The 19,074-nt window shown below is 64.1% G+C and carries 12 protein-coding genes and 3 rRNA genes; 6 read left to right on the top strand and 9 right to left on the bottom strand.

Annotated elements, in window-relative coordinates; translation table 11 throughout:
* The first annotated feature begins 75 nt into the window (after window positions 1-75).
* The 5 genes from PP359_RS04020 to PP359_RS04040 are packed head-to-tail and all read left to right on the top strand — an operon-like array spanning window position 76 to window position 4,837.
* Complete coding sequence (locus PP359_RS04020; RefSeq protein WP_499249939.1) at window positions 76-999, top strand: ABC transporter substrate-binding protein; 924 nt, start codon at window positions 76-78, stop codon at window positions 997-999.
* Between the two features lie 47 nt (window positions 1,000-1,046).
* Window positions 1,047-2,057 carry a FecCD family ABC transporter permease gene (locus PP359_RS04025; protein WP_499249940.1) on the top strand — a complete coding sequence of 337 codons (1,011 nt, stop codon included), beginning with the start codon at window positions 1,047-1,049 and terminating at the stop codon, window positions 2,055-2,057.
* Window positions 2,058-2,059: 2 nt separating this feature from the next.
* Entirely contained in the window at window positions 2,060-3,130 is a 1,071-nt protein-coding gene (locus tag PP359_RS04030) for a FecCD family ABC transporter permease (protein ID WP_499249941.1), read from the top strand.
* Entirely contained in the window at window positions 3,123-3,971 is an 849-nt protein-coding gene (locus PP359_RS04035; protein ID WP_499249942.1) for an ABC transporter ATP-binding protein, read from the top strand. The genes PP359_RS04030 and PP359_RS04035 overlap by 8 nt, the downstream gene beginning before the upstream one ends.
* Before the next feature lie 5 nt (window positions 3,972-3,976).
* On the top strand, window positions 3,977-4,837 hold the full coding sequence (locus tag PP359_RS04040; protein WP_499249943.1) for a siderophore-interacting protein: 861 nt from the start codon (window positions 3,977-3,979) through the stop codon (window positions 4,835-4,837).
* 415 nt (window positions 4,838-5,252) lie between these two features.
* Here PP359_RS04040 and PP359_RS04045 read toward each other — a convergent pair whose 3' ends face one another.
* The 6 genes from PP359_RS04045 to PP359_RS04070 form a co-directional block, all read right to left on the bottom strand.
* Window positions 5,253-5,462 (bottom strand): hypothetical protein, encoded by a 210-nt coding sequence (locus tag PP359_RS04045; protein ID WP_051039639.1) that lies wholly within the window; start codon window positions 5,460-5,462, stop codon window positions 5,253-5,255.
* A gap of 97 nt (window positions 5,463-5,559) precedes the next feature.
* Window positions 5,560-6,597 (bottom strand): HAD-IIA family hydrolase, encoded by a 1,038-nt coding sequence (locus PP359_RS04050; RefSeq protein ID WP_499249944.1) that lies wholly within the window; start codon window positions 6,595-6,597, stop codon window positions 5,560-5,562.
* Complete coding sequence (locus PP359_RS04055) at window positions 6,597-7,682, bottom strand: hypothetical protein (protein WP_499249945.1); 1,086 nt, start codon at window positions 7,680-7,682, stop codon at window positions 6,597-6,599. Before PP359_RS04055 ends, PP359_RS04050 begins: the two co-directional genes overlap by 1 nt.
* 72 nt (window positions 7,683-7,754) lie before the next feature.
* Window positions 7,755-7,871, bottom strand: a 5S ribosomal RNA gene (rrf, locus tag PP359_RS04060).
* A gap of 107 nt (window positions 7,872-7,978) precedes the next feature.
* A 23S ribosomal RNA gene (locus PP359_RS04065) occupies window positions 7,979-11,085 on the bottom strand.
* A gap of 393 nt (window positions 11,086-11,478) precedes the next feature.
* A 16S ribosomal RNA gene (locus tag PP359_RS04070) occupies window positions 11,479-13,001 on the bottom strand.
* The 16S, 23S and 5S rRNA genes sit together here, the layout of an rRNA operon.
* A 594-nt stretch (window positions 13,002-13,595) precedes the next feature.
* On the opposite strand from PP359_RS04070, the gene PP359_RS04075 reads away from it, so the two are divergent.
* Window positions 13,596-14,864: a CoA transferase gene (locus PP359_RS04075; RefSeq protein ID WP_499249946.1), complete on the top strand. Its 1,269-nt coding sequence runs from the start codon at window positions 13,596-13,598 to the stop codon at window positions 14,862-14,864.
* Window positions 14,865-14,919: 55 nt separating this feature from the next.
* Here PP359_RS04075 and PP359_RS04080 read toward each other — a convergent pair whose 3' ends face one another.
* From PP359_RS04080 to mmsA, 3 genes are read right to left on the bottom strand one after another with little or no spacing between them, the layout of a single operon-like run.
* Window positions 14,920-16,041 (bottom strand): substrate-binding domain-containing protein, encoded by a 1,122-nt coding sequence (locus tag PP359_RS04080; protein ID WP_036317825.1) that lies wholly within the window; start codon window positions 16,039-16,041, stop codon window positions 14,920-14,922.
* Between the two features lie 47 nt (window positions 16,042-16,088).
* A complete protein-coding gene (gene mmsB, locus PP359_RS04085; protein WP_036317822.1) occupies window positions 16,089-17,432 on the bottom strand; it encodes a multiple monosaccharide ABC transporter permease in 1,344 nt (447 codons plus the stop codon).
* On the bottom strand, window positions 17,429-18,976 hold the full coding sequence (gene mmsA, locus PP359_RS04090) for a multiple monosaccharide ABC transporter ATP-binding protein (RefSeq protein ID WP_036317820.1): 1,548 nt from the start codon (window positions 18,974-18,976) through the stop codon (window positions 17,429-17,431). Before mmsA ends, mmsB begins: the two co-directional genes overlap by 4 nt.
* Between the last annotated feature and the right edge of the window lie 98 nt (window positions 18,977-19,074).

Consider the following 19,074-nt stretch of genomic DNA (forward strand, 5'->3'; position numbering starts at 1 on the left):
CTATGAGCATAGTTAGGTAAGCCATACCTCGTCCGCACCGACTCTGGAGGTGCGGTCCGACGAAAGCGAAACCCCATGCGCTCCCCCGCTCGACGATCCCTGCCCGCCCTCGCCGTCATGGTGACCGCCATCATCGCCTTCGGGGGATGTTCGTCGACAGCGGATGCTGCACCGGCGGCGACGACGGGCGGCACCCATGCCGTCGCGCACGCCCGCGGAGTCACCGAGGTACCCGATGACCCGCAGCGCGTCGTGGTGCTGGAACCCGTCGAATTGGACACCGCGGTAGCGCTCGGCGTGACGCCCGTCGGCGCCGCCGTCGCGAGCAACGTCGCCGGCGTCCCCGCCTACCTCGGCGTCGATGGCGTCGCTCCGGTGGGGACGGTGCCCGAGCCCGACCTCGAGGCGATCGCGGCACTACGACCCGACCTGATCCTCGGAACAGAGTCGCGCCACTCGAAGCTGTACGACCAGTTGAGTTCCATTGCGCCGACGGTGTTCATGACCACCCAGTCCGACCCCTGGCAGCAGAACGCGATGCTGGTGGGCGAGGCGCTCGGAAAGACGGCCCAGACCACGGCGCTGTTGGCCGACTTCACCCAGCGATGCTCTTCCATCAAGGACGAGTTCGCCCTCGACGGCAAGACCGCGAACATGATCCGACCGCGCGACGAGACGACGCTGAGTCTGTACGGCCCGACATCCTTCGCCGGCAGCGCCCTCGAGTGCGTGGGGTTCACGATTCCCGCCCAGAACTGGAAGGACGGCCTGCAGGCGGACATCTCTCCGGAAAACATCCGCAGCGCCGCCGCCGACTACCTCTTCGTCACCGCCGCCGATGTCGACGACAGGAGCCTGATCCCGGCGGCCATCACTCAGAACGCCGACGCGTTCGGTTCCGTCACCCTCGTCGACACGAGCTATTGGGTGTCGGGCGTCGGCCCCAAGGGCGGTATGCGCGTGCTCGACGATGTCGCGCGTCTCCTGTCGACACGGTGACCGTCGTCGCGCCCCGGGGGCCTCGCACACCGGCGAGCCCCCCTGCCTTGCCCCGCCTGCCACGCGCGACGATTCACGCGTTCGCGCTGGTCGCGCTCCCCATCCTGCTGGCCGTGTCGGTGGCACTGTCGTTGATGATCGGCTCCCGTCCGCTGAACGCGGGCACGGTGCTCGATGTCCTCGCCGGCGGCGGCTCGCCGGATGTCCGCTACATCGTCGCAGAGTTGCGGGTGCCACGCACGGCCGCAGGGCTGATCGTCGGCGCCGCGCTCGGGACGGCAGGAGCTCTGATTCAGAGCTTCACACGCAATCCCCTCGCCGACCCCGGCATCCTCGGTGTCAACGCCGGCGCCGCGTTCGCGATCGCGATCGGCATCGCCGTCATCGGGCTGCGAGACATCACCTCGCTGATCTGGTTGTCGTTCGCCGGCGCTCTGGTGGTGACCATCGGCGTCACCATCATCGGATCCTCCGGTCGGGGTCCCGCGGATCCCCTGCGTCTCACGCTCGCCGGTGTCGCGCTGGGAGCGGTCTTCGCGGGCGCGACGACGGGGATGACGCTGAGCGATCCCGACGCGTTCGATCGCATGAGAGCGTGGCACGCCGGCTCGCTGCTGGGTCGCGGCTTCGACGTCCTGCTCCCCCTCCTCCCCTTCGTCGCTGTCACCGTGGTCGGCGCGCTCTTTCTCGCTCGGGGGCTGAATGCCCTCGCTCTCGGCGATGACGTCGCGCGTGCGCAAGGCGCCTCGGTCGTCGGCATCCGTTTCGGTGTCGTCGCCGCGGTCACCGTCCTGGCGGGAGCGGCGACCGCCATCGCCGGACCGGTCTCGTTCGTCGGGCTCATGGTTCCGCACGTGGCACGGTGGATGTTCGGCATCGATCAGAGACGTATCCTGCTCGCCTCGATGATCCTCGCCCCTATCCTCGTCCTGCTGTCGGATGTGCTCGGACGTGTGCTCATCGCCCCCGCCGAGATCCCCGTCGGAGTGGTGACGGCGTTCGTCGGTGCACCCGTGCTGATCGCTCTCGCCCGTCGTCGCAGGGCGACCGCAGCATGAACGTGCCGGCGACACGAACACGTCCGGCGACGACGTCCGACCGGGGATATCGCCGCATCCCGATCGGGCGGCACCCGCACGTCGTGCACATCCGTCTTCGAGGCGCCCTGACGGGCGCGGCACTGGCAGCGGCGACCCTGACAGCGGCGGTCATCGCGCTCGGGCTCGGCTCGTACCCGCTGTCTCCGACAGCGGTCGTCGAGGTCATCGCGGGCGGCGGCCTTCCCCTGGATCGCACCGTCGTCTTCGAGTGGCGGCTGCCCCGCACGCTGGCCGCGATCGCTCTCGGGGCGTACCTCGCGATCGCGGGAGCGCTGTTCCAGACCGTCACCCGCAACCCCCTCGCCAGCCCCGACATCCTGGGGCTCTCGAACGGGGCGTTCACGGGGATGCTGGGGGCGATGCTGTTCATCTCCACGTCATGGACCGTCCTGGCGGCGGGCGCCGTCGTCGGCGGCCTGCTGACGGCGGGCATCATCGTGCTGCTGGCGGGTCGCGTTCGCAGCGACGGCTTTCGCATCATCGTGATCGGCATCGGCGTCGCCGCCATGCTCGCGTCAGCGAACACCTGGATGCTGCTGCAGATCGAGCTCGAGACCGCCATGTTCGCCTCCGCATGGGGAACGGGCTCGCTCAACGGCGTGACAGGGGCGGCGGTGGCCGGTGCAGCACTCTGCGGCATCCCTCTGCTGATCGCGCTCGCCCCCCTCGCGCCGGGCCTGCGCCAGCTGGACCTCGGCGACGATCTGGCGATCGCGACCGGCACGCGCCCGTCGATGATCCGCAGCGGCGCGCTGTTCATCGGGGTGCTGCTGGTCTCGATCGCCACAGCGGTGGTCGGTCCGATCGCCTTCATCGCCCTCGCGGCGCCCCAGATCGCGCGTCGGCTGGGTCGGACGCCCTACCTCTCCCTGCCGCTGTCCGCGCTCGTGGGCGCGGCGCTGCTGCTCGCCGCCGACATCATCGCCCAACACCTTCTGCCGGTGGCGCTGCCGGCCGGGGTCGTGACCGTGTCCGTCGGCGGTCTTTATCTCGTCCTCACCCTCATCCAGGAGATTCGCCGCCGTGTCTGAGCCCGTTCCCGACCTCGCCCCCCATGATCGACCTCGCGGCCATACCCGCCTCGCGGCTGACGCGGTGTCGCTCGGCTACGACGAGGCGTCGATCATCACCCAGTTGACGACGCACATTCCCGATGGATCGTTCACGGTCATCATCGGACCGAATGCCTGCGGCAAGTCGACGCTTCTTCGAGGGCTGGCTCGACTGCTGCGCCCTTCGGCCGGGACCATCATGCTCGACGGTGCCGACATCTCACGCCGCTCACCGAAGGAAGTCGCTCGACGCCTCGGTCTGCTGCCCCAAAGCGCGTCGGCCCCCGAGGGAATCACCGTCGCCGACCTCGTGGCGCGCGGTCGCTATCCCCATCTCGGACTTTGGCGTCAGTGGACGGATGCCGACGAAGCGGCGGTGCGTGAGGCGATGGCCGAAACCGGGATCAGCGCACTGTCGGGCCGTCGCGTCGACGAGCTCTCGGGCGGCCAACGCCAGCGCGTGTGGGTCGCGATGGTCCTCGCGCAGCAGACCGAGCTCTTGCTGCTCGATGAACCCACCACGTTCCTGGACGTCGCGCACCAGGTCGATCTGATGGAGCTGTTCGCAGCGCTCAACCGTCGCGGTCGCACGATCGTCGCGGTACTGCACGACCTGAACCACGCGGCGCGCTACGCGGACCACATCATTGCGATGAGAGACGGACGGATCGCGGCGGAAGGCCCCCCGGCCGAGGTCATCACGGCCGAACGTGTGGAGGAGGTCTTCGACCTGCCCAACGTGGTGATCGCCGATCCCGTCACGCGCGGACCGCTCGTCGTGCCACTGGGCGCCCGACACGCCGCGGCGGGAGCACGGTGACCAGCGTGCCCGCTCTGGCATCGGGCGACGTGCGGCCGTGGGAGTACAGTGCGTTTCCGGTGACCGTCGCCGCCGTGCGACGCGTGACCCCGAACTTTCAGCGCGTCACTCTGGCCGGTCCGATGCTCCGCCACTTCGCGCCGTGGGGACTCGATCAGCGCATCAAGCTCGTCCTCCCCCTGCCGGAGATCGGCATCGTTGACGTCGGGTTGCGAAAGGTCCCGACGCCGCACCCGCGCGAGTGGTACACGCGTTGGAAGTCGCTTCCCGCCTCCCAGCGCAATCCGCTGCGGACCTACACGCCAGCCGCCATCCGTCCCGATGAGGCCGAGATCGACGTCGATGTGTTCCTGCACGAACCTGCGGGACCGGCCTCCCACTGGGCGATGACTTGCGCGCCCGGCGACGAGTTGATGGTGACCGGGCCCGACGCGCGCGCCGGATACACGGGCTACGGCATCCACTTCACTCCGCCCACACCGCCGACGCGGCTTCTACTCGTCGGCGATGCGTCCGCGATCCCGGCGATGAGGAACATCGTCCAGACGCACCGCAACGCGACGCGCATCGAGGTCCTCGCCGAACTCGCCGACGCGGACGACCTCGGCGACGGGGGTCTCGCAACGCTCACCACCGCGGTCGCGCCCGACGTCTCGCCCGGCTCCGCGCTTGAACGGCTCGTACGGGGCTGGGCGGATGCCGCGTCCGCACCGCTTCGCGACGACGCCACATCGTATGTGTGGATCGCCGGCGAGACCGGTGCCGTGACCCGGATCCGTCGCCATCTCATCTCGGTCGGCGGTATCACGCCGAAGAGGGTCTCGTTCCTCGGCTACTGGAAGCACGGCGGCCCACTCGTGGACTGACCGGACGCGACCACCAGTCGGGCCAGGATACGTAAGCTGAAGCAGTGACCTATCCGACCGCACGGTGGTGCCGCAGTCGACGCGGGAGCGCCCTGTGTACGCGACCGTCCGGACATGCGGGGCTGCACAACCGCGTCGGCACGTCGCAGATGTGGTCCGATAACGAGGCCGACGCCCCACGGTGCCCGGGGTCAGGCGTTCAGGCTGTCAGCGCGCCTCGCCTCTCAGACACTTCCTCCGCTGCCGGATTTCCCGACGGGCGGGCGCGATGCCTCGAGTGCGATGCTTTCGTGCCCCTCGTCGATGGCCGCATCGCTGTCCACGACCGATTCCGCGGCGCCGACGACGTCACCGAGTCCGCAGCGCGCGCAGAGTGGTTCAACACCTTCGGGTGGCAGTGACCGTCGAACGCGCCTCAGACGCCCAGCTTCTTCGCTGCTCGCTTGGCCGCCTTGTCCACGAGCTTCCGGGAGCGCGCGCGGGCCTTCTTCAACGACGGGTCATCCCACAAGTGCTTCGCCGCTGCACTGATCTCGCGGTACCGTGCACGACCCGCGCGGGCGCCCAGCACATAGCCGACGCCACCGGCGATCGCCGCGGTGAGCCAGAACTTCACTCCGGACATGGATCCTCCTCGAACGACACGTACGATGAGGCTACGTTGCAGACCCTCGTGGTGCGGAGGGGTTGACAACCTCAGGACGGTCAGTGCCGATGTGACCTCACGGGCGGTGGAAGGGATCGGCGTAGAGACGCTCGGGCACGCGGAAACCGTAGATGGCGCGTCCGGTGGACCAGATTGCTGCGGCGCCGGCACGAACGAGATCGATCGGGCGCGATCCCTCCGACACGATGTGGATGTCGGCACCGTCGACGCGCACGGCCGCATCTCGAACCGAGGTGACATCTCCCCGCACGACGGTCTCGGGATACTCCTCGTGCAGCTCACGCAGGTCTCCGAGGATGAACGTGGGCCGCGACGTCGGCGGAGCGGCGAGCACGTGTTTCGGACGGTCGATCCCGGTCAGTACCAGCACCGAGGCGAGGCCGGCTGCCTGAGCGCCGGCGATGTCGGTGTCGAGCCGGTCGCCGATGAAGAGCGCCTTGTGCGCACCGAAGCGGTCGACCGCCTCATCGAAGATCGGACGCTCGGGCTTGCCGGCGACGACGGCAAGCCGACCGACGGCCGTGTGCACGGCGGAAACGAGCGTGCCGTTGCCCGGCGCGATCCCGCGTGCCTGGGGGATCGTCCAATCCGTGTTCGTCGCGATCCATGGGATGCCACCGGAATCCTCCGGTGTGGCCAGGGCGTATGCAGCCTCGGCGAGCTGCTCCCACCCCACCTGGGGTGCGAACCCCTGGACGACGGCAGCGGGCGCGTCGTCGGCGCTGCGGGTCACGACATAGCCCGCCTTCTCGATCTCGAACACGAGTCCGTCTCCCCCGACGACGAGGATCGTCGAACCCGGAGCTACCCGCCCACGTAGCAACCGCATCGCAGCCTGCGGACTGGTCACCACGTCTTCGGCACGTGTCGATGTCAGTCCGAGATCGCGGAGGTGCTCCGCCACGACGGCATCGCGGCGCGACGCGTTGTTGGTGATGTACCCCAGACGTCGCGAGGCGGCGGCGGCATTCAGACTGTCGACGGCATACGGGAGGGCCCCGGGACCGGCGTAGACGACCCCGTCGAGGTCTGCGAGCACCACATCGACACCGTCGAGCGGAGTCGGCGCCGTGCGCTTCGAGAACAGCACCATCAGTCGGTCGCCTCCTCCACCGGAGGGGCGGCTTCCTCGATCTCGTCGATCTCGTCGACCTCGATCACCTCGAGATCAGCGTCGACAGCACCGAGGGCGTCAGCAGCAACCTCGGCGCGTCGCTGCCACTGCTGGGCCTCGTCGAGGCGCCCGAGCTCTTCGAGCACCGCGGCGCGGGCGGCGAACAGACCCGGACTCCACGAGAAGGCCCGATCGGGATCCAGCTCCGGAATGTCCAATTCGCTGAGTGCGCGTTCGGTCTCGCCGAGATCGAGCCGGGCGCCGGACATGGCGATCGCCAGCTCGACCCGGACGTCCGTCGTCAACGTGGACCGATCCACCGCGCGCCCCACCTCAAGGGCGCGATCGGGCCGGCCGACCCCGCGCTCACTGTCGACGAGGAGAGCGATCTGGTCGTCACGGCCGGAGATGCGGCGATATGTGCGCAGTTCGCGCACGGCGAGAGCGAAGTCGCCCAGCGCGTACGCGGTGATCGCCACAGTCTCCCGCACGATGGCGATACGGCCGGCGCTACGGGATGCGGCGAGGGCGTGCGCGTGGGCGCGCTCGGGGTCAGCGTCGATGAGGCGCGCCGCCATGGCCAGATGACGGGCGACCTGTTCGGCGTTCTCCTTCGACAGCGTCTTGAGCTCATTACGCGCGGACGCCGGCAGGTCCTGGGGTGTGACATCATCGGGCAGCTGCGGTGCCGCGGGGCCGCTGCGACGGTCCGAACCCTGCGGCGGACGCGAGGTGCGAGCCGGAATACGCGACGTCCGGTCGCCATCACGCTTGACGTACGGCTTACGCTCACCATCACGCGCCGCGTACGGCTTACGCTCACCATCACGCGCCGCGTACGGCTTACGCTCACCATCACGCGCCGCGTACGGCTTACGCTCACCATCACGCTTGACGTACGGCTTACGCTCACCATCACGCTTGACGTACGGCTTACGCTCACCATCGCGCTGGCGCTGGTTGTCGGAGCGGGCCGCGCCCCGTGACGACCCAGCACGGTCGGTAAACCTCCGGCGGCGCTCGGGCGTCGCATCCGGGTTCTCGGGATCGCGATCCTGTGCCATCGAAGGAGTTCCTTTCAGTCGTGTTAACGGGAAATGGCCACCCAGCGTTGGGTGGCCATTTCCTGAAAAGAAGTCCGGCGGTGTCCTACTCTCCCACAGGGTCCCCCCTGCAGTACCATCGGCGCTGTGAGGCTTAGCTTCCGGGTTCGGAATGTGACCGGGCGTTTCCCTCACGCTATGGCCGCCGAAACACTATTGATGTTTCATCAAGCACACAACGATCAAAAATGATGTTTGTGTGTGTTCTCGACCGTACATCGAGAACCACTCAGTGGACGCAAGCACCAAAACGGTGTGTTATCAAGTCATCGGCTTATTAGTACCGGTCAGCTTCACGTGTTGCCACGCTTCCACATCCGGCCTATCAACCCAGTAGTCTGGCTGGGAGCCTCTCACCCGAAGGTATGGAAATCTCATCTTGAGGCCGGCTTCCCGCTTAGATGCTTTCAGCGGTTATCCATCCCGAACGTAGCTAACCAGCGGTGCTCCTGGCGGAACAACTGGCACACCAGAGGTTCGTCCAACCCGGTCCTCTCGTACTAGGGTCAGATCCTCTCAAATTTCCTACGCGCGCAGCGGATAGGGACCGAACTGTCTCACGACGTTCTAAACCCAGCTCGCGTACCGCTTTAATGGGCGAACAGCCCAACCCTTGGGACCTACTCCAGCCCCAGGATGCGACGAGCCGACATCGAGGTGCCAAACCATGCCGTCGATATGGACTCTTGGGCAAGATCAGCCTGTTATCCCCGAGGTACCTTTTATCCGTTGAGCGACAGCGCTTCCACAAGCCACTGCCGGATCACTAGTCCCGACTTTCGTCCCTGCTCGACCTGTCAGTCTCACAGTCAAGCTCCCTTGTGCACTTACACTCGCCACCTGATTGCCAACCAGGTTGAGGGAACCTTTGGGCGCCTCCGTTACTTTTTGGGAGGCAACCGCCCCAGTTAAACTACCCACCAGGCACTGTCCCTGAACCGGATTACGGTTCGAAGTTAGATATCCAGAGTGACCAGAGTGGTATTTCAACAATGACTCCACGGTAACTAGCGTCACCGCTTCACAGTCTCCCACCTATCCTACACAAGCCACACCGAACACCAATACCAAGCTGTAGTAAAGGTCACGGGGTCTTTCCGTCCTGCTGCGCGTAACGAGCATCTTTACTCGTAGTGCAATTTCGCCGAGTTCGCGGTTGAGACAGTTGGGAAGTCGTTACGCCATTCGTGCAGGTCGGAACTTACCCGACAAGGAATTTCGCTACCTTAGGATGGTTATAGTTACCACCGCCGTTTACTGGGGCTTAAATTCTCAGCTTCGCCTTGCGGCTAACCGGTCCTCTTAACCTTCCAGCACCGGGCAGGCGTCAGTCCGTATACATCGTCTTGCGACTTGGCACGGACCTGTGTTTTTAATAAACAGTCGCTACCCACTAGTCTCTGCGGCCACCACACCCTTTTTGAGGCAAGCTCATATAAGTGGATGGCCCCCCTTCTCCCGAAGTTACGGGGGCATTTTGCCGAGTTCCTTAACCACGATTCTCTCGATCTCCTTGGTATTCTCTACCTGACCACCTGAGTCGGTTTGGGGTACGGGCAGCTAGAACCTCGCGTCGATGCTTTTCTTGGCAGCATAGGATCACCCACTTTTTATCCGCATCGTGTCTCAGCCGTAACGAGTCACGGATTTGCCTATGACTCGGCCTACGCACTTGCACCAGGACAACCATCGCCTGGCTTGGGCTACCTTCCTGCGTCACACCTGTTAATACGCTAACCGCACCAGCATGGGGTCATGCGCTAGCCCTGAAGCTCTCACCCCGAAGGGATCGATACGACAGGATTCGGGCACTTAGCACCACTGGATTAGCTTGGGCGGTTCTTCGCCGGTACGGGAATATCAACCCGTTGTCCATCGACTACGCCTGTCGGCCTCGCCTTAGGTCCCGACTTACCCAGGGAAGATTAGCTTGACCCTGGAACCCTTGGTCTTTCGGAGGACGTGTTTCTCACACGTCTTTCGCTACTCATGCCTGCATTCTCACTCGTGTAGCCTCCACGGCTGGTTCACACCGCCGCTTCGCTGGCCACACGACGCTCTCCTACCCATCAACACGGCTGGACCACGAAGGCCTACCAAAAATGTCAATGCCACAACTTCGGTGGCGTGCTTGAGCCCCGTTACATTGTCGGCGCGGAATCACTTGACCAGTGAGCTATTACGCACTCTTTCAAGGGTGGCTGCTTCTAAGCCAACCTCCTGGTTGTCAAGGCAACTCCACATCCTTTCCCACTTAGCACGCGCTTTGGGACCTTAGTTGGTGGTCTGGGTTGTTTCCCTCTCGACTATGAAGCTTATCCCCCACAGTCTCACTGCTGCGCTCTCACTTACCGGCATTCGGAGTTTGGCTGACGTCAGTAACCTTGTAGGGCCCATCGGCCATCCAGTAGCTCTACCTCCGGCAAGAAACACGCAACGCTGCACCTAAATGCATTTCGGAGAGAACCAGCTATCACGAAGTTTGATTGGCCTTTCACCCCTATCCACAGCTCATCCCCTCAGTTTTCAACCTAAGTGGGTTCGGCCCTCCACGACGTCTTACCGTCGCTTCAGCCTGGCCATGGATAGATCACTTCGCTTCGGGTCTAGGACACGCGACTGAATCGCCCTATTCAGACTCGCTTTCGCTACGGCTACCCCACACGGGTTAACCTCGCCACGTATCGCTAACTCGCAGGCTCATTCTTCAAAAGGCACGCTGTCACCCCTACTAAGGAGGCTCCAACGGTTTGTAAGCAAACGGTTTCAGGTACTATTTCACTCCCCTCCCGGGGTACTTTTCACCTTTCCCTCACGGTACTTGTCCGCTATCGGTCATCTGGGAGTATTTAGGCTTATCAGGTGGTCCTGACAGATTCACACGGGATTTCTCGGGCCCCGTGCTACTTGGGATACTCTTCGCGCCAAGAGAAGCATTTCGACTACGGGGTTGGCACCCTCTATGACCCGCCTTTCAATGCGGTTCGTCTATACCTTCTTGTAACGCCGACACATCGGCAGACATGTCTGAAAAGTCCCACAACCCCCAACGTGCAACGCCTGCCGGCTATCACACACGCTAGGTTTAGCCTGATCCGGTTTCGCTCGCCACTACTAACGGAATCGCGGTTGCTTTCTCTTCCTGTGGGTACTGAGATGTTTCACTTCCCCACGTTCCCTCTACCCGCCCTATATATTCAGGCGGGAGTCACCAGGTACGCACGCGCCCTGGCGGGGTTTCCCCATTCGGACACCCTCGGATCAAAACTTGCTTATCAGTTCCCCGAGGCTTATCGCAGATTGCTACGTCCTTCTTCGGCTCCAGATGCCAAGGCATCCACCGTTTGCTCTTAAAGACTTGAAATCACATGAGTTCGAATCGTCAATCAAAATTGACTAATGATCTTTAAGATCATCTTCACGAGATGAAAAATCATCTCGAAGATGCTCGCGTCCACTGTGTAGTTCTCAAAGTACGGGCGGTACCCTCCCCGCACCAGCACCAGCCGGCAACAGAAAGAGTCCTGAGGTTCGTCTGCTCCCCATCCGAAGATGAAAGCGCATCCGGTCCCTCAGGACCCAACAGCGTGCACGTGCCGACTCACTCACCCCCAGCGTTCCACGCCCGAAGGCCGTACTAACTCGAAGATCACTCCTCGACACCTCATCAAACGTTCCACCCATGAGCTAACCGGCAAGACACATTCGGCCCTGATCCGGCGCCTGGACACCCCAAAGAGTGCCAGATGCTCCTTAGAAAGGAGGTGATCCAGCCGCACCTTCCGGTACGGCTACCTTGTTACGACTTAGTCCTAATTACCGATCCCACCTTCGACGGCTCCCTCCACAAGGGTTGGGCCACCGGCTTCAGGTGTTACCGACTTTCATGACTTGACGGGCGGTGTGTACAAGACCCGGGAACGTATTCACCGCAGCGTTGCTGATCTGCGATTACTAGCGACTCCGACTTCATGAGGTCGAGTTGCAGACCTCAATCCGAACTGGGACCGGCTTTTTGGGATTCGCTCCACCTCACGGTATTGCAGCCCTTTGTACCGGCCATTGTAGCATGCGTGAAGCCCAAGACATAAGGGGCATGATGATTTGACGTCATCCCCACCTTCCTCCGAGTTGACCCCGGCAGTATCCCATGAGTTCCCACCATTACGTGCTGGCAACATAGAACGAGGGTTGCGCTCGTTGCGGGACTTAACCCAACATCTCACGACACGAGCTGACGACAACCATGCACCACCTGTTTACGAGTGTCCAAAGAGTTCTACATTTCTGCAGCGTTCTCGTATATGTCAAGCCTTGGTAAGGTTCTTCGCGTTGCATCGAATTAATCCGCATGCTCCGCCGCTTGTGCGGGTCCCCGTCAATTCCTTTGAGTTTTAGCCTTGCGGCCGTACTCCCCAGGCGGGGAACTTAATGCGTTAGCTGCGTCACGGAATCCGTGGAATGGACCCCACAACTAGTTCCCAACGTTTACGGGGTGGACTACCAGGGTATCTAAGCCTGTTTGCTCCCCACCCTTTCGCTCCTCAGCGTCAGTTACGGCCCAGAGATCTGCCTTCGCCATCGGTGTTCCTCCTGATATCTGCGCATTCCACCGCTACACCAGGAATTCCAATCTCCCCTACCGCACTCTAGTCTGCCCGTACCCACTGCAGACCCGAAGTTGAGCCTCGGGATTTCACAGCAGACGCGACAAACCGCCTACGAGCTCTTTACGCCCAATAATTCCGGATAACGCTTGCGCCCTACGTATTACCGCGGCTGCTGGCACGTAGTTAGCCGGCGCTTTTTCTGCAGGTACCGTCACTTTCGCTTCTTCCCTGCTAAAAGAGGTTTACAACCCGAAGGCCGTCATCCCTCACGCGGCGTTGCTGCATCAGGCTTTCGCCCATTGTGCAATATTCCCCACTGCTGCCTCCCGTAGGAGTCTGGGCCGTGTCTCAGTCCCAGTGTGGCCGGTCACCCTCTCAGGCCGGCTACCCGTCGACGCCTTGGTGAGCCATTACCTCACCAACAAGCTGATAGGCCGCGAGCTCATCCCTGACCAAAAAATCTTTCCAACCGTTGAAGATGCCTCCACGGTTCGTATCCAGTATTAGACGCCGTTTCCAGCGCTTATCCCAGAGTCAGGGGCAGATTGCTCACGTGTTACTCACCCGTTCGCCACTGATCCACCCAGCAAGCTGGGCTTCACCGTTCGACTTGCATGTGTTAAGCACGCCGCCAGCGTTCATCCTGAGCCAGGATCAAACTCTCCAAAAAGAAAAAATGCATACACCATCGGGAAAACGACAATGCAGCGAGTTCGAAACTGACCAAAAAGGATGCCATCACTGACAATCCATAATGCCGGCACCGAAATACCGGACTTTGATCCAAAGGAATCTCACCCCACCAAAAGGCAGGGACGAGGTAATTTGGCATTTGACAAGTGCACGCTGTTGAGTTCTCAAGGATCGGACGCTCCCGTGCTCCGGCCTCTCGGCCTTCATCGCGGGGCGACTTCTCTACGCGGGCAAGGTGTCTCCGTCGTCGCGCGCCCTAAGGAACACGACTGGAGTGACAGTCTTGCCACGCCGGCAGTACAGCTTTCGCGACTGCCACAACCCACCACCATCCTCCGAATGAAACGGAGTGCAGGAGGGAGGTTTTCCATCCTAGACCAAAAGTCCTGTTCTCTCTAGCGAGAGGTTTGGGATGGGATTCGGTTCTCCGCTTGAGGGGGCGAGGCCTTCCGGCCCTTCGCTCTTCCCTGTGGGGCGAACAAGTAATAACTTACGCGGCACACCACCATCCGGCAAATCACCCCCACATCCCGGGCGTGTCGCGCTCGGGATGTCACCGTAGGCTCTCCCCATGGAGCCTCGTTTACTGCGCGCGCGGCTGCCCGTCGGCACTCTTGCGACCGACGCCGTCGCCGCCGTCATCGCGGAGGCGTCGGCCCTTGGCCGCGTACCCGTGACGGCTGTGGATGCCGAGGCGGTCACCATGGCGTACACGAGCGAGCGGTGGTTCCGACGAGACGGCGAGGCGGAGATCGGCTTCGCCCCGCTGTCGGCTTTCTTCCACACACGGGACGGCTGGGTGCGCACGCATGCGAACTACCCGCACCACGAGCGTGCGCTGCGCGAGGTGCTCGGCCTCACCGGCGCGGCGCCGGGTGCAAACGATCTCGACCGCGCGCGTGCACGGTTGAGCGCGCTGTCCACCCGCGACGCCGTCGGGATGATCACGCGGGCCGGAGGTCTGTGCGTCGAGGTGCGGCACGAGGATCCCGTCGCGGACGGTCGGCTTCGCGCTTCGCCTCTGGCCACCGTGCTCCGCGTGGCGGACAGCCCGGTCGCCACGACTGCCGTCGACGCCTGCGCTCCCCTGCACGGAGTACGCGTGCTCGATCTCACCCGTGTCATCGCGGGCCCGGTGGCGACCCGCACACTCGCACTTCTCGGCGCCGACGTGCTCCGCATCGATCCTCCCCGGATGCCGGAGATCGCCGCGCAGCATCTGGACACCGGTCACGGCAAGCGCAGCGCTGTCCTCGATCTCGATGCCGCCGACGGTCGGCGACGCTTCGACGGTCTGCTCACCGGCGCGGACGTCGTCGTTCTCGGCTACCGCCCCGAGGCGCTCTCCCGGCTCGGCCTCGACCCCCGAGCGCTATGCGCACGGCATCCCAGCGTCATCGTGGCCAGACTCAGTGCATGGGGCCGCGAGTGCGGACGCGGGTTCGACAGCCTCGTGCAGGCGGCATCCGGCATCGCGTGGATCGAATCCGGCGACCGCATCACCCCGGGTGCGCTTCCCGCCCAGGCGTTGGATCACACCGCGGGCTATGCACTGGCCGCCGGTGTGATCGCGGCGATGCGTCGTCGCCTCGAGGTCGGAGGAAGCTGGCTCGTCGAGACCTCGCTCCGACGCGTCGCCGCGGAACTGCTCGGCATGACCCGGGATCGGGCGGGCCAGCTCGCCGAACCGGCGGATCCTTCGCGCTACCTCCAGCGGTTCGTCGTCGACGGCCACGACATCGTCACCGCCGGATCGGCCGTGGCCTACGCGGGAGCCCCGACGAGGTTCACGCCGCCGGAACCGTGGGGCTCCGCCGATCCGGTCTGGCTCCCCCGGTGACACGTCGACGGCCCCCGCTCCGAAGAACGGGGGCCGTCGTGGGCGTGCGGGTCGCTTACTGCGCGGCCTTCACGAGGGCCAGGAGGGTGGGGTTGTTGGCGTAAGCCTCGGCCGCGTTCTCCTTGGTGACGATGACCGGCGGCAGCAGGTACGCCGGGACGACCTTGACACCGTTGTTGTATTGGGTGGTGTCGTTGACCTCAGGCGTCTCGCCCTTCTGGAGCGACTGGATCATCTTGATGGTCTGGGCCACCAGCAGCGAGGTGTCCTTGTTGATGGTGGAGTACTGCTCCCCCGCCATGATCGACTTGACCGACTCGGCCTCGGAGTCCTGACCGGTGACGGTGAACTGCGAGATGTTCTTTCCGGCCTGCTTCACCGAGGTGATGATGGCGCGAGCAAGCGTGTCGTTCGGCGAGAGGACGCCGTCGATGGTCGCCGACGTGTAGTTGGCCGCGAGCAGCGAGTCCATACGGCTCTGCGCGTTCTCGGCCTTCCAGCCCTGGGTCGCCGTCTGCTGGATGTCGGTCTGACCCGACACGACCTTCAGGGTGCCGTCGTCGATCTTCGGCTGCAGCACCTTCATGGCGCCGTTGAAGAAGACCGCCGAGTTGGCGTCGTCCGGCGAGCCGGAGAACAGCTCGACGTTCCACGGCGCGCCGTGGCCCGAACGCTTCTGCAGGCCGTCGAGGAGCGCCTGACCCTGCAGCTCGCCGACCTTGAAGTTGTCGAACGCGACGTAGTAGTTCACGTTCGGCGTGTTCTCGATGAGACGGTCGTAGGCGATCACCGTGACACCGGCATCCGCCGCCTGCTGCAGCTGCGTGCCGAGCTGCTTGCCGTCCTTGGCGCCGATGACGATGACCTTGGCGCCGTTGGTGATCATGGCCGAGATCTGGTTCTGCTGTTCGGCGACCGTGTTGGACGCCGGGGCGTACTGCACGTCGGCCTTGAAGCCGGCCTCCTTCAGACCGGAGTCGAACAGGCCGCCCGCGAGAACCCAGTTCTCCGACGTCTTGTCCGGCAGCGCGATGCCGATGGTGGCATCGGCCGCGAAGCCTGCCGCCGCGCCCGCCGATGCGGTCGCGTCGCCGCCGCGCCCGGAGCTCGAGCAGCCCGTGAGCGCGAGTGCCGTGACGGCGGCCAGGGAGGCTGCCGCAAGAGCGATTCTCTTCATTGATTCATCACTTTCTCTGGTGAGGGTGAGGCGAGTCGGTCCCGGACCTACCGTTTGGGGAGGTCAGCCGGCTGGCTCGACTCGTTCGTGCCCGACGTCGGAATGACGGCGGGAACTTCTGTGACCACCACGGCGGCCCGGTCACGTCGACGCGTGAGCAGACCGATAATGGAGGGGCCTCCGCGGCGCTTGCTGATCACGTCGACGGCGACCGCGAGCAGGAGGACGAGCCCCTTCGTGATCGACACCGAGTCGGCGCCGGCGCCGATCAGCTGGAGCCCGTTGTTGAGGAACGCCATGACGAGGCCGCCGATGATCGAGCCGATCACCGTGCCGATACCACCCGACACGGCCGCACCGCCGATGAACACCGCGGCGATCGCATCGAGCTCCCAGCCGTTGCCGTCCTGGGGCCCGGATGCCGTGGCGCGGCCGACGTAGATCATGCCCGCGATGGCGGCGAGCACCGACATGTTCATCATGACGAAGAAGTCGACACGGCGGTCCTTGACACCCGAGAGGGCCGCGGCGAGGCGGTTGCCACCGACGGCGTAGATGTGTCGGCCGAAGACCGTGCGGTTGGTGACGAACGAGTAGATCACGACGAGCACCAGCAGGATCACGCCGGAGATCGGGAAGCTCGTGCCCGGGCGTCCGGTGGCGAACAGCCAGGCGGCCCAGAGGATCGCGGCCGAGAGGATGACGACCTTCACGCCCGACACCCAGAGCGGAGCCGAGTCGGCGCCGATCTTCGCCTGCTGGCGACGCAGCCGCCATTCGTTGTAGACGATCCATGCGACGCCGATGAGGCCCAAGAGCATGGTGAGCACGTTGAAGTCGACCGCGATGGGAAGTTCGGGCAGGTAGCCGGAGCCGATGTAGCTGTACTCCGGGGGCACCGGCGTGGTGGTCGACTGGCCGATCCACTGGTTGCCGCCGCGGAAGATGAGCATGCCGGCCAGCGTCACGATGAACGCGGGGACGCCGACATAGGCGACCCAGAAGCCCTGCCACGCACCGACGAGGGCACCGACGACCAGACCGATCGCGATCGCGAGGGGCCACGGCGTGTTCCACTCGTTCATCGATTTGGCGACGATGATGCCCACGAAAGCCGCGACCGAGCCGACGGACAGGTCGATGTGTCCCATGATGATGACCATCACCATGCCGATCGCGAGGATCAGGATGTAGGACTGCTGGCTGACGACGTTGATGAGGTTCTGCGGCGAGAGCGTCGTGCCCCCGGTCCAGATCTGGAAGATCAGGATGATGGCGATCAGCGACGCCAGGATGCCGAACTGGCGGAGGGAGGAGGTTCCCCCGCCGAACATCTTCTTCAGGTCGGAGATGCCGCCTGAACGCTTGGTGGGTACCGTCTCGGTGCTCATCGTTGTGCCTTCTGTCGTGCGGAGGTCATGCTGCGCATGAGGTTCTCGGGGGTTGCGTCGGCGACGGGCAGATCATCGGTGATCTGCCCCTCGAAGATCGTGTAGATGCGGTCGGAGATGCCGAGCAGCTCGGGCAGCTCGCTGGAGATCAGGATCACGCCCTTGCCCTGCGCGGCCAGCTGCTGGACGATCGCGTAGATCTCGTACTTGGCCCCCACGTCGATACCGCGGGTGGGCTCGTCGAGGATCAGCAGCTCCGGGTCTGTGAACATCCACTTGGCCAGGACGACCTTCTGCTGGTTGCCGCCGGAGAGTTTCGAGACGCCGACATCGACGCTCGGCGTCTTGATGCGCAGCTTCTTGCGGTAGTCGTCGGCGATGTCGTTCTCGGCGTACGGATCGATGACGCCGTTGCGCGCGATCTTCTTGAGCTTGGCCGCGACGATGGAGCGCTTGATCGTGTCGAGAAGGTTGAGTCCGAGCACCTTGCGGTCTTCACTGACGTAGGCCATGCCGTGATCGATCGCGGACTGGACGTCCTTGATGACGACTTCCTTGCCGTCGATGAGGATCTGGCCCGACTCGTAGATGCCGTAGGAGCGGCCGAAGAGGCTCATGGCGAGCTCGGTGCGCCCCGCGCCCATGAGGCCGGCGATGCCGACGATCTCGCCCCGGCGCACGTAGAGGTTCGAGTGCTTGGCGACGAGCCGCTCGGGGATCTGCGGGTGGCGCACCGTCCAGTCGCGCACCTCGAAGAAGACCTCGCCGATGTGCGGCGTGCGGTCCGGGAACCGGCTCTCCAACGAGCGGCCTACCATGCCGCGGATGATGCGGTCCTCGTCGACGGTGCCGGAGGCGACATCGAGGGTCTCGATCGTGCGGCCGTCGCGGATGATCGTGATGGAGTCGGCGATCTGCTCGATCTCGTTGAGCTTGTGGCTGATGATGATCGAGGTGATGCCCTTGCCCTTGAGCGAGAGGATCAGATCGAGCAGGTGCTGCGAGTCGTCTTCGTTCAGCGCGGCGGTCGGCTCGTCGAGGATGAGCAGCTTGACGTCCTTGGCGAGCGCCTTCGCGATCTCGACCAGCTGCTGCTTGCCGACACCGAGATGCTTGATCTGCGTGTCGGGGTCGTCGCGCAGGCCCACGCGCGCCAGCAGATCGACGGCTCGGAGCCGCGCCTGTGCCCAGTCGATGACGCCGCCGCGCTCGATCTCGTTGCCGAGGAAGATGTTCTCCGTCACCGAGAGTTCGGGGATCAGCGCCAGCTCCTGATGGATGATCGCGATGCCCGCGTGCTCGCTCGCGCGGATGTCCCTGAACTGGACGACCTCGCCGCGGTACCAGATGTCGCCGCTGTACGTGCCGTACGGGTACACCCCGGAGAGCACCTTCATGAGCGTGGACTTGCCGGCGCCGTTCTCGCCGCAGATCGCGTGGACTTCGCCCGCGGCGACCGTGATGGACACGTCGCTGAGCGCTTTCACACCCGGGAACTCCTTGGTGATGGAGCGCATCTCCAGGATCGGCACTGCATCCGGCATTGTGCGCGACCTCCTCGTCGTCAGCTTGTCTTCGTTGAGCGGGCTTCGTTCCGAAGCTCAATGTGACCGTTCACATCGCTTGAACATCGTGCACCCTC

This window comes from Sphingomonas sp. BLCC-B65 (genome assembly GCF_028550675.1).
GTDB lineage: Bacteria > Actinomycetota > Actinomycetes > Actinomycetales > Microbacteriaceae > Microbacterium.